Here is an 11,932-nt window from a genome sequence, read left to right as displayed (position 1 = left end):
ACGGTTGGACTATCAGCCCGCAGGCGCGTCGGGATAGCTTTCCAGCACCGGACCCAGCGCTGCCTTGAGTGGGGCAAGCCACGGCTCGTAGGGCTTCCACGCCTCGAGCCCATCCTTGAAGATCGGCTGGCGGACCTGCTCGGAACTCGCCGTGCGCACGGCGCGCTCGGTCTTGTAGAATTCGAGACAGGCGGGATCGAACGGAATGCCGATGTAACTCAGCAGGCGCCGCACTTCGGCTTCCGTATCGGCGACCATGCGCTCGTAGATCACGCGATGGACGTGGCCGGGCGCTTGCGCATCCCACTCTGCCATCAGGTTGACGTAATCGGCGTAGTAGCGACCGATGTCGGTCAGGTCATAGGTGAAGGTCTGCCCGCGCGCGAAATGCTGCTTCCAGCCGGAAAAGCAGCAAGATAGCGGGTGGCGCCGCGCATCGACCACCTTGGCATTGGGCAAGATCAGGCGGATCAGGCCGACGTGCTGCCAGTTGTTCGGCATCTTGTCGATGAACAGTGGCCGATCGGTCTGGCGGTGAACGCGGGTGCGCTCGATGTATTCCTCGCCCAGCCGCAGCCGGTCTGCCGGGGTGAGCGAGGCTATCATCGTGGCGAAATCGGCGAACTCGCCCTCGTCCACCCGCGATTGCAGGCGTGCGCCGATCATCATCATCTCGGGCAGTTCCATCGTGCCTTCGACCATCGGATGGCTCGACAGGATCTGTTCGACCAGCGTGGAGCCTGAGCGGGGCAGGCCGACGACGAAGATCGGATCGGGCGCAGGGCAGCCACCTTCGCCCAGGGTGGCAATGAAGGCGGCGGTGAAAGTCTGCTTCGCGGCCTGCACTTCGGCGCTGAACGTATCGGCATCGTGGAGGATCATCGTGCGACGCAGGGCATTGCCCTTGTCGTAGTGCGCGAAAGAGGCTGCGGCGTCCTTCGCGTCCTCGAAGGCCTTGCCGAGCGAGAAGTGCAGGTGGAAGACGTCCTCCTTGCGCTCTTCCTGCGCGTCGCCCAGCGTGGCGAGGGCGGCCTCCATTGTGGCTATGTCGTCTGGCCCGAGCTTCACCGTCTTGAGATTGGCAAGGCTCCACCACGCTTCGCCCATGGTAGGCTGCCGGGAGACGGCGGCGCGATAGGCCTCGACCGCCTCGGCCTGCTGCCCCAGCGTCTTGAGCACGTGGCCGAGATTCTGCCAGACCTGCGGCTGGTCCGGGTCTGCGGCGAGCAGCTCGCGATAGAGACCCGCGGCGCGTTCCTGATGTCCGAGCCGCACCAGCACCGAGGCAAGGATCAGCTTGTGCCCCGGCGAAGGGATCGGCGAGGCCTGCAGCACTTCGGCATGATCGAGCGCTTCTGGCAAGCGATTGGTCTGGAGCAGCAGGCGGATCAGGAAATCGCGCGCCAGATCGAAGCCGGGGGCGCTGGTCACGGCTTGTTCGACGCGCGCGATGGCGGGCGTCATCTCGCCCTTGCGCCAGGCGATTTCACCGTGGAGGCGCAGCGCTGGTGGATCGTCGCCTTCGCGGGCGAGGCGTTCGGCGAGCATCCGGTCCGCACTCTCGAGATCGCCGTCCTGGACGGCGAGCGCTGCCTTGAGCAGGCCAGTATCGCGCGAGGATGCGTGGACGCCGGACAGATCGGCGCGCCATGCTTCGTCGGCTTGGCCCGCCTTGCGCAACTGCCGCGCAAGGAGGAACCAGCCGCCGGCGATGCCCGGCTGCAATTGGGTGAGCGCCTGCAGTGCTGCGATGGCGCGCGGGGCGTCGTTTGCTTCGGCAGCGGCTTGGCCCAGTTCCCACAGCACGGCGGGGACCCGACCATTGCCGCTGGCGAGGGCATCGAGTTTTGCCAATGCCTGCTTGCCCTTGCCCATCCTGCGCAAAGCGCGGGCGGCGAGGAATTCTGCAGGCGGAAAGCCGGGTGCCTGCCGCAGCACGGCTTCGGCAGCTGACAGCGCCTTGTGCGGCGCGGTTACGAGCAGCGCTTCGCCCTCGGCGAGGGCTTGCTGGGGCGAGGGCGCGCGCAACTGCTGGATCATGGGGCAAGCCTAGTCGGCACCGATCCTTAGCGGTGTACGCAAATCGGCGCACGCGGCGATGACCTCGGCCCGGCTCCGCAGCCCATGTGCCGCGATCCAGCCGGTTACCTGCGCCACGGCGAAGCTGACGCCATAGAGGTTGCGGCGAGGTTCGACGCCGGGGATCGGGCGCGGGTAGCCTGAGGCGATGACCATGAGGCGGTCGGGAGAAAGGCGCGGCTGGCCGCGCGGCAGGTCCCAGTCGAGGCCGACGCCGAGGACCTGAGGCAGGCATCCCGGCCAGCAGGGCTGTCCCTCGGCCTCGCAAGCAGCGACGATCAGCGCGCCACGGTCTGCTGCTTCCTCGGCAAGCAGGGCGAAGACCTCGGCATGGGTGGGGTTGGCGGTGCCGAGGCTGAGGTTGATCAGGTCGCATTCGGCTTCGAGCGCCTGCCGGATGCCCGTCGCCAGTGCGCGGGCCGAGGCGCGAAGGCCATCGCGGAAGACGCGGATGGTCAGGATCTCGGCGTCGGGCGCAAGCTCCTGGATTGCGGCGGTGACGGCGGTGCCGTGCCCAAGCTTGTCGACCGTTTCGAGCGGGTCAGTCAACACCGTGCCATCGGCGAGAACCGAGCACCCCGGCAACAGCCGTGCCGCGTCGATGTGCGGGTGGGTGGGGTGGACCCCGCTGTCGATGACAGCAACCTTAGCCATGGGCGGTGACCTGCGGTTCCCGGCGCGCCTTGCCTTTCTCGAGCCGGATCACGTGGTCTGCCATCTCGGCCAGCGCTGGCTTGTGCGTGATCACGATCAGCGTGGCATGGGGCAGGGCGCGTCGCAGGCCGAGCGCGACGAGGCGTTCGGTTTCCTCATCCAGTGCGGCGGTGGGCTCGTCGAGGATCAGGACGTCGGGCTGGCGCAGCAGGGCGCGGGCAATGGCGATGCGGTGGCGCTCGCCCGCTGAAAGCGCGAGGCCGCGCTCGCCGGTGCGGGTGGCTAGGCCTTCGGGCAGGCGGGCGATCAGCGGGTCCAGTCCGGCGGCAGAGGCGGCGGCGGCAATGTCATCGGACGTCGCGTCGGGCCGGGCGAAGGCGATGTTCTGCGCGATCGAGGCGTTGAACAGGAACGGGGCCTGATCGACCAGCAGGACGCGCGCGCGCAGGTCGGTTAGCGACAGCTCGCGCAAGTCGGTGCCGTCGATGGTGACGCTGCCCGCGACGGGATCGAGAAAGCGCACCAGCAGGTCTGCCAGCGTGGACTTGCCCGCGCCGGATGCCCCGATGATAGCGGTGAGCGAGCCTGCCGGGATTGCGAGGGTGGCATCGCGCAGCACCCGCTCGCGTCCGTGATGCATGGTCACGCCTTCGAGGCGGATTTCGAGGGCGACCAGTGGCAGCGGCCATGGCTTTTCGGCCTCGGTCACTTCGGGCGCGGTGTCGAACAGTTCGAAGATGCGGGCCAGCGCCACGCGCGCAGTGGCGAGACTGGCGGTGAGGCCCATCAGTGCCTGCACCGGGGCGAGCAGGCGGCCATGGTAGGTGATGAAGGCGACGAGCGCACCCACCGTCATCGTGCCGTCGATGATCTGCTTGCCGCCATAGAGGATCACCGCCGCGCTCGATGCCGTCACGATCGTGCCGGGCAGTGCGCCGGTGAGGTACGAGGTGGTCTGCATGCGTAGCATCGTGCCGACAAAGCCGCTGTTGGCGCGGGCGAAGCGGCTGGCTTCGTGATCCTCGGCGCCGAGCGCGTTGACCGTGCGCATGCCGAGGATGGTGTCGGCAAGCAGGCAGCCGATGTCGGCGCCACGTTCGCGCATCTGCTGGGTGAGGTCGGTCATGCGGCGCTGGAAGTGGAGGAAGCTCACTACCGCAAACGGCACTAGCACCGTGCCGACGAGGAACAGCTTCCAGTCGAGCCATAGCATCATGCCGACCGAGCCGGCGAAGAACAGCATGTTGCTCAATACTGAGAGCAGGGTGTCGCCCGCGACGCGCTGGACATCCGAAACGTCCGAATTGAGCCGCGACATGAGGTCGCCCAGGCGGAAGCTGCCGTAGAAGCGCGGGGAGAGGCGCTGGAGGTGGCGCAGCAGCGCGACGCGCATGTCGAACAGCATCTGCGCCGAGAGCGAGACATAGCGGTAGGATACCAGAGCATTGACGGCAAAGCCGCCGACCGTTGCGCCCGTCATCAGGGCGGCGATCCTGACCAGCATGTCCCAGTCGCGCTTCAGCAGCGCCTCGTCGATCATCAGCTTGGAGATCCACGGTTGGGCGAGCGTGAGGCCAGTGGCGATGAGGCTGCCGAGGAGGACCAGCACCAGCCTGGGGGCGTAGGGCTTCAGCCATGGCCAGAGGCGCTTGTAAGTGCTCCAAGGCGCGATTTTCGGCGCTTCGCTCATGCGGCCTGCTCGCGGCGGACGAGATCGAAGCCGTGAAGTGCAAAGCGAGGTTCGGGGAGCCTTGCGAGCAGCGCGGTGGTCTGATTGTAACCGGCCCGGGCGGCGGCGTACTGGTCATGCCACCATGGCCCTGCACCACCATTGGCGTAGAACGGCAGCGACAGTTGCAGGTGGCGGCGCAGCGAGGCGAGCAGCAGGGAGTGGTAATGGGTGGCGAGCATGGTCGGGTCCTCGCCCCGCGCGAGAGCGCCGATGACGGCGGCGGCAAGGATGCCCTCGCGCGCGGCTTGCGCGGTGCCGTCGCCGCAGATGGGGTCGAAGGCGATGGCGGACGTGCCGCAGGACAGCCAGTCGTTTCCGGCGAGTTGGGCCAGCATGCGTGGGCTGGTGTCGAACCGGCCGCCCGAAAGTTCGATTGCGTCGATCAGCGGGCCGATCAGCGGCGCATCCTGTGTCAACGCTTGTGGATCGCCGCCGACGGCCAGCAGCCACGCTTGGCCGAAGCCATCGGGGATCAGGAACAGCCAGCCTGCGTCGACCGCCTCGATCCAGCAGGTGCGGACGGGGGCATCTGCTTTCAGAGTGACCCGCGCCGTCGCTGAAATTCGCTCACCGAAGCGCAGCATCTCGCCGCAGGAAAACGGTGCTATCGCCTCAATCGTGAAAGCTGTGTGCACCCGCCCCCGATCGCACAGGCCAGCCGGATCGAGCGCCGCGGCAAGGTCGTCCTCCGAAACCACAACCGCCCCGTGCGGCATGGCAACCGCTTCAGCGCTGCCCCACTTGACCACCCGCTGATTGATCCGGGGCCTGTCGGCGAAGAGCGCCGCATCACCGAACACGTCACGGAGCAGGGCGAGGGCCGGATCGCTGAGCATGATCACCGGCACCGGACGCCGCAGGCCGGGCTCGCGCAGACACGCGAACCCGGCCCGGTCCAGCAGGTGCGCGGCCGTAGCCACCGCGACGCCCTGCCCCCTCATGAGTATTCCCGACGTCACTGCGTGATGATCATCCCCGCGCCGGTGGTGTCATTGCCGAGGTCGATGGTCTTGACGTGGCTAAGGGTCTGCGCATCGTACATCTCGATGTCGTAGCTGGCGCCATAGATGTAGAGCAGCTTGCCATCGCCCGACATGCCGAACTGGAAGCGCGTGCGGCAGGGGAACTCGGCCTTGTTCTTGACGAGGTTGGTGGTGAGGTCGAGGTGCCAGAATTCGCAGCGCTTGTTGCCGACCTTCTCCTGCGTGACGACGGTCCAGCCTTCCTTCATGTCCTTGGACACCTGCAGACCGGCCATGCCGCCGCCGACCGGGGCGGGGCCGATGGGGCGGAAATCGAAGGTCTTGGTGACGAGATCGAAGCGGCCCACGCCATAGACCTTGTTGCGGATGTAGGGATCCTGCGCCGTAAACATCGAAACGTACTGGTCAGGATTGCGCAGCGTTTCCACGCCGCCGCCGAAGCTGACGCCTTCAATGCCGGTCGCCTCGGGCTTCGAGAACTCCAGGCGATCCTTTACCTTGAGCGATGCGGTATCGACGACCAGCACCTTGTCGCGGATCAGGAACAGCGTCGTGCCGTCCTTTGACAGCATGTAGTTGCCGCGGCCAGCGCCGTTGCGGACGTCCTCGTCGGGCACGTCTGCGGTGCGCACGACGGCCTTCTTCGTCAGGTCGATCACGCCGAACATCTGCGGGCTGACGGTCCAGCGATCCTGCAGCTTCTCGAACTTCTGGATCATCGTGTAGAAGAAGCGGCCCGTGGGATCGGGCACGCCGCCGCCGAAGCGGTAGCGCACGGTCGGCGTATTCAGGCTGAAGGAATTGACCACCTTCCTGGTCGCCGTATCGATCACCTCGATGCCGCTGGTGGTGATGGTGGAGACGTAGATCTTCTTGCTGTCGTTCGAGATGCGCATCGCGGTGGGCAGGCCAGAGGCCAGCGTGATGCGATCCTTGATCTCGCCGGTCGCCTCGTCGACGATCAGCATCTTGTCGGGGTAGGACCCCATGAACACGGTCGATGCGTGCGCCGGCGCGGCGGTCGCAAGAAGGGGCAGGAGCGCGAGACCAAGTTTCTTCATGGGTCGGGTCTTCCGATGCTGAAATGTCAGGAGTGGAGGCGGGCCGCTCAGGGGAAGATGATGTCGAGGCTGCGCCAGTCCTTGGCCGCGGTCGCGCAATTGCTGGCCCAGTCGGGCGAGTAGTTGACGTGATCTGGGACCTGCACCGGCCAGAAGCAGGTGACGTAGCAGTCGTAGATGTCGCGCTCGGCCGGCTGGCACAGGCCTGCCGTGCCGCCGCCCGCATCGACCTCCCAGCCGGGCGAGAACGAGATCGAGCAGCCCATTGGCGTGTGCATCGGCTTCTGCTGGAGCGCGACGACGTCCTCTTCGGTCGAGGCGATCGTTTCCTCGATCCGCAGTGCCTTCTTGTTGAGGGGTTTCAGGTGCTTCATGACAAGCCCTTTCGTGCAGCAAAGCGTTCAAGAAATTCAGGGTTACGCTGGGCGACGGTGCCGTAGATCTTGAGGCAGGCCTCGGTCCATTCGCGGATCCAGTCGCAGTAGTGCAGGTTGGCGTGGCCGGTATCGCCGTAGCGGACGAAGGCCTCGTGATGGCAGCCGCCGGCGCAGAGCGGGCGGGCCCAGCACGACGAACATTCATACTTCGCGCCAACGTGCCCGCGCGTCAGGAAGTCGGTGCGCTTTTCCTTGTCGAGGCCGGTGGTGACGTGGCCGAGTACGTGGGTATCGGCATCGGTGAAGCGATGGCAGGGTGAAAGGTCGCCCGAAGGGCTCACTCCCACCAGCCCGAGACCAGCGCCGCAAGGGTGCGACTTGTTGGTGCCCTGGATCAGCTCGCTGATCGTTTCCGACACGTTCGAGAAACCGTGCATTTCCCCGCGCAGAGCATAGGCGAGCCACTCGGCGGCGAGTTCTTGGAACGCGGCGACGACCATGTCCATGCCCTCGTCATCAAGCGTGTAGGCCTGTGCGCCGGAGTCCGTCACCGGCGCGAAGCCGACTTCGTGGAAGCCGAGGTCATCCTTGAGGTGACGGTAGATGCGGATCACGTCTGTCACGCCCTCGGTCAGCGTGACGCGGGCGGTGATCGCGCGGGTCTTGTGCCCGGCGATGAGCTTCCTGAGGCGCGGTTCCATCACCGCATAGGAGCCCTTGCCGTTCTTGTAGACGCGGTGGCGGTCCTGCAGGTCAGGCGGGCCGTCCATCGAGACGGTGACGCCGATCGCCTGGTCCGAGAGGAACTGGATGATCTCGTCGGTCAGGAGCGTGGCGTTGGTCGTCAGGCTGTAGGTCATGCGCTTGCCGACCGCAGCCGCTGCTTCGTTGGCATAGAGTACCACGTCGCGCAGCAGCTTGAAGTTCATCAAGGTCTCGCCGCCGAAGAAGGTGATGTGCGGCACTTCCCGCTCGCCCGAGCTCTTGAGCAGGAAGTCGACCGAGGTCTTCGCCGTCTCCAGCGTCATGTACTTGGGCTTGCCTGCGGGCGTGGCGATCTTGTCCGCGCCGAATTCGTAGCAATAGGTGCAGGCAAGGTTGCACTGGTTGGTGACGTTGAGCACCAGCGCCTGGAGCGGATAGTCCTCAGGGGGTGCCGCGGGGGCGAGCGGGGCTTCGCGGATCTCGTCCGAGACTATGCCCCGCACCGCGCGCAGTTCGCGGATCAGGTCTTCGGCATCGGCGCGCGAATAGCCCTTTTCGACCAGCGCGGCGACCATCTCGCCATAGGCCATCTGCCGTTCGCCAAGGATCGCCATGACGCTGGCGGCGCCTTCATCAAGCGCGAAGATTGCGCCAGCAGAGGCAAGGTAGACGAAACCTGCGCCATCGGCCTCGAACAGGTGGATATCGCCGCGGCGATACTTTGGAGCGAGGATCGTGGTCACTTGGCCACCTCCGGCTGATCCCAGCGCTTGTAGGCGGGCACTGACACGACCATGAACGCCTTGCCCTTGAGTGGCTTGCCCAATGCGTCCTTTTCGGTCTTGGCCGTGGCGACGACCCAGACCTCGCCATAGTTGTTGCGGCCCCACTTGCGTTCAGGGTTCGGCCCGTCGATGGCGGGCGTGAACAGTGCGGTCGGGCTGAGCTTGCCGACGTAGTTGACGTCGTCGTCGTAATAGACGGTCGGCAGCTCCTCCATTGACCAGGTCACGTCGATCGGGCCCAGCGAGACGTCATCCGCGGTATAGGGCTTGCCGTCGAGGCCCGCGTCATAGCCAAGCGCGTCGAACTGCTGGTAACCGGGCGCGTGCTTCTCGCTGCCGCCGAGGCGGGCAATGGCGGTTTCGGGCGTGACCTTGATGTAGTCCACCTGCTTGTAGACCGGCAGGCCCGCCGCAAGAATCGAGCCGCCAATGCCGACGTCATGCGCGCCGATGGTGGCATCGGGGGCGACATCGACCGTGAGCACCGCCTCGGTCGGGCTGTTGGAGACAACCTTGGTCACCGTCACGCCCTTGCCGAGGTCGACGTCCGAAGGCTTTAGGCCTGCAGGGAAGGCATCGCCAATCAGCTTGAGCGTTGCGCCCCTGGCTCCGGCCTTGAGGGCATAGGGCCAGGTCGCAACGACAGTCGGTTCGGCGGAGGCGCGGGTCAGCTTCACGTTGAAGCCGAACTCGGTGTAGTCGCCCCAGAACCAGCGGCCTTCCGCGCTCTTGCGGCCGGGCGAGAACTGCATCGCCTCACGCGTTTCGTGGTCCTGCGGTGCATCCGGACGCGCGCCGGCCGGGCCGCTTGATGACGTGCCCCGCCACGAATAGCCGGTGTAGACGAGGCCCTTGCCGCTGCGAGTAAGGGTGGAGCCATCGGTCAGTGACTTCAGGGTGATGGCGGTGGTGTAATCGTCGTCGGTGCCGGCCGGCGTCAGCATCATCTCGCCGACGTAGAGGCCCTTGCCGGGAAGGAAGGCGTTTACCAGCCACTTGCCGCCGAGCTTCGCGGACGATTGCCGCGCCTGCCACTTCGTCCATTCGGGCGTCATCAGCGGCGCGGTCTTGTTCATGTAATCGAGCGCGACCTCGACCGGGAGCGGCTTGGGCGCCCCGTTGGCGGGGACGGGCTGTGTCGGGTCTTCGACCGGCTTGCGGAACTGCGCATCAGCTTGCGAATACATCGCGACGTGAAGATTGCGCAGCAGGCCCCATTCCGCCTTCGAACGCCGCCACGACAGTGGCTGGGCGAAGGCGTGGCAAGCCGCGCAGGACTGGCGGATCGTCTCGTTGGGAATGTTGCTCTCGACCACGATGCGGTGTTCGGGCAGGTAGGAAACCGGCCTGGCTTCCTCGGGCGAGAGACCGTTGCTGGCGGAAAGCGAGCGGATCACCGCCTTGGCCTCGGCCGGGGTGATCGACAGGCCGTTGAGCGAGGCCATGCGGCGGATGACCTGCGCCCAGCCTTCCGGGGTGGTGCGCACCCAGGAGATGCGCGAGAGGTTCCCTTTCGCATCTGCAGTATGGCAGCTGCCGCACTTTTCGACGACCAGCGGGTCCTTGATCGCGATACCGGCCTCGGTCTCCACCGGGTTCGAAGAATCGCGCGGCGGCTCCTTGGCGGACTGTGCCAGGACAATCGAAGCGGGGAGCGCGGTCAGGGCGAGGAATTGGAGAAGATGCCGACGGTGCGGGCGCTTCGCCCCGGTCTGGCTAACATCCGTGGCAAGATCACGGGCAGCAGTTTCGGCCAAAGTCATGGTCGCGATTTCCCCCTTGGCAGGCCGTGTCCGGGAACGAGTCGGACGCGGTGTCAGGGCAAAGACTGGACAGACGTCAAAAGTTCGTCAACGCCTTTGTTTTTGCGGGTGCGAAAAGGTTTTGGCGCTCTATCGGATGATCTTCGCGCATGGCCCGGCCAGGATCCATACGCTGATCGCGCACATTGTTCAGCGGCATGTCGGCAGCCGCGTCGTGCAAATGCGGCCAAGTGCAGGCGCAAGGTTGACGACCAGCCCTCGATCATGCCAGAGGCAGCGCATCCGGCAGCCCCGGATCAAGCAGCCTTTGCGGCCGCGCGGGTGTAGCTCAATGGTAGAGCAGCAGCTTCCCAAGCTGAATACGAGGGTTCGATTCCCTTCACCCGCTCCAACTTCCCATCCGCCGAATGCCGTGAGCGTCTGGACACGATCGCCGGAAACGCAAAAGGCGCCGTTCGAGATGTGGGTGCCGGCATTGTTTCACCGAAGTGCTTCGGCAAGGTTCACGTTCGACTGATGTGGCAATTCGATTAGGCTGCAAGCTTCAAGCCGGGAAGAGTGCCCCATGTGCGAGCCGTCTCGGCTCATCCCCAAGCCAGCTCGAAGAATCCTGGCTTCTCGGAACCCACTGGAACTTGAGTGATTCTTGTGCGTTTGCGACCGGAAGGGGCGCGCTGAACGCCTCTGTTCGGAGGGCACATGAACAGACCGGCGGCCAAGGGTGAGTTTGAAATCGGTAGACGCGACCTGCTCACCGCCTTGCGCAAGCTGCGAAACGGCGATTTCAGTGCCTCGCTGCCCGAAGACAGCGCCGATACCGAGATTGCCGCGCTGTTCAACGAGGTCGTCGGCATAAACCGGCGCATGACGGAAGAGTTCCAGCGCCTTTCCCGCGTCGTCGGCAAGGAAGGCAAGATCGGCCATCGCGCCGCCGTGCCGGGCGCGGTGGGCGACTGGGACATTACCCTGAGCGCGATCAACGAACTCATCGATGACATGGTGCAGCCGACGACCGAGGTGGCCCGCGTGATCGGCGCCGTTGCCAAGGGTGACCTGTCCCAGTCGATGGCCGTGGAGATCGAAGGCCGCGCCCTGCGGGGCGAGTTCCTGCGCATCGGCAAAGTGGTCAACACCATGGTGGAGCAGTTGGCCAGCTTCGCCTCGGAAGTGACGCGCGTGGCGCGCGAGGTCGGTACCGAAGGCAAGCTCGGCGGACAGGCCAACGTCAAGGGCGTCGCCGGTACGTGGAAGGACCTCACTGACAACGTCAACCTGATGGCCGCAAACCTGACCGGGCAGGTCCGCAACATCGCCGAAGTGACGACCGCCGTGGCGCTGGGCAATCTGTCCAAGAAGATCACCGTCGACGTGAAGGGCGAGATCCTCGAACTGAAGAACACCATCAATACGATGGTTGATCAGCTCAACGGTTTTGCCTCGGAAGTGACCCGCGTGGCGCGCGAGGTCGGCACCGAAGGCAAGCTGGGCGGACAGGCGCAGGTGCCCGGTGTCGCGGGAACGTGGAAGGACCTGACCGACAACGTCAACCTGATGGCCGCAAACCTCACCGGACAGGTCCGCAACATCGCCGAAGTGACGACGGCTGTGGCGTCGGGGGATCTTTCCAAGAAGATTACGGTCGATGTGAAGGGTGAAATCCTCGAGCTCAAGAACACCATCAACGTGATGGTCGATCAGCTCAACGGATTCGCGTCGGAAGTGACGCGCGTGGCGCGCGAGGTCGGCACCGAAGGCAAGCTGGGCGGACAGGCGCAGGTGCCCGGTGTCGCGGG

Annotated in this window: 10 protein-coding genes and 1 tRNA gene; 2 read left to right on the top strand and 9 right to left on the bottom strand. The window is 65.5% G+C overall.

The genetic code is table 11. From position 1 onward, the window contains the following. Window positions 1–12: 12 nt before the first annotated feature. The 9 genes from AX703_RS22225 to AX703_RS28740 form a co-directional block, all read right to left on the bottom strand. On the bottom strand, window positions 13–2,040 hold the full coding sequence (locus AX703_RS22225; RefSeq protein ID WP_062347329.1) for a tetratricopeptide repeat-containing sulfotransferase family protein: 2,028 nt from the start codon (window positions 2,038–2,040) through the stop codon (window positions 13–15). Window positions 2,041–2,049: 9 nt separating this feature from the next. Continuing rightward, complete coding sequence (locus tag AX703_RS22220) at window positions 2,050–2,733, bottom strand: S8 family serine peptidase (protein WP_062347327.1); 684 nt, start codon at window positions 2,731–2,733, stop codon at window positions 2,050–2,052. Next, entirely contained in the window at window positions 2,726–4,423 is a 1,698-nt protein-coding gene (locus AX703_RS22215; protein WP_062347325.1) for an ABC transporter ATP-binding protein, read from the bottom strand. Before AX703_RS22215 ends, AX703_RS22220 begins: the two co-directional genes overlap by 8 nt. Next, a complete protein-coding gene (locus AX703_RS22210) occupies window positions 4,420–5,406 on the bottom strand; it encodes a hypothetical protein (protein ID WP_062347323.1) in 987 nt (328 codons plus the stop codon). Before AX703_RS22210 ends, AX703_RS22215 begins: the two co-directional genes overlap by 4 nt. 14 nt (window positions 5,407–5,420) lie before the next feature. Next, window positions 5,421–6,509, bottom strand: a complete 1,089-nt coding sequence (locus tag AX703_RS22205; protein WP_039331740.1) for a YncE family protein — start codon at window positions 6,507–6,509, stop codon at window positions 5,421–5,423. Between the two features lie 47 nt (window positions 6,510–6,556). Beyond that, window positions 6,557–6,883 carry a quinohemoprotein amine dehydrogenase subunit gamma gene (gene qhpC / locus AX703_RS22200; RefSeq protein WP_039331741.1) on the bottom strand — a complete coding sequence of 109 codons (327 nt, stop codon included), beginning with the start codon at window positions 6,881–6,883 and terminating at the stop codon, window positions 6,557–6,559. After that, the gene (gene peaB, locus AX703_RS22195) at window positions 6,880–8,334 is read right to left on the bottom strand and encodes a quinohemoprotein amine dehydrogenase maturation protein (protein ID WP_062347322.1); all 1,455 of its coding nucleotides are present in this window, start codon (window positions 8,332–8,334) and stop codon (window positions 6,880–6,882) included. The genes qhpC and peaB overlap by 4 nt, the downstream gene beginning before the upstream one ends. Continuing rightward, window positions 8,331–10,139: a quinohemoprotein amine dehydrogenase subunit alpha gene (gene peaA, locus AX703_RS22190; protein WP_082734753.1), complete on the bottom strand. Its 1,809-nt coding sequence runs from the start codon at window positions 10,137–10,139 to the stop codon at window positions 8,331–8,333. The genes peaB and peaA overlap by 4 nt, the downstream gene beginning before the upstream one ends. 76 nt (window positions 10,140–10,215) lie before the next feature. After that, entirely contained in the window at window positions 10,216–10,338 is a 123-nt protein-coding gene (locus tag AX703_RS28740; RefSeq protein ID WP_255355097.1) for a hypothetical protein, read from the bottom strand. 118 nt (window positions 10,339–10,456) lie between these two features. On the opposite strand from AX703_RS28740, the gene AX703_RS22185 reads away from it, so the two are divergent. Both AX703_RS22185 and AX703_RS22180 read left to right on the top strand, forming a co-directional pair. Further along, window positions 10,457–10,530 (top strand) — tRNA-Gly (locus tag AX703_RS22185). Between the two features lie 308 nt (window positions 10,531–10,838). Beyond that, window positions 10,839–11,932 (top strand): HAMP domain-containing protein (locus AX703_RS22180; protein WP_197423806.1); only part of this gene is annotated, 1,094 nt, incomplete at its 3' end.

The organism is Novosphingobium sp. CCH12-A3, from assembly GCF_001556015.1.
Taxonomy (GTDB): Bacteria; Pseudomonadota; Alphaproteobacteria; order Sphingomonadales; family Sphingomonadaceae; genus Novosphingobium; species Novosphingobium subterraneum.
This window is presented reverse-complemented; position numbering and strand designations above follow the sequence as displayed.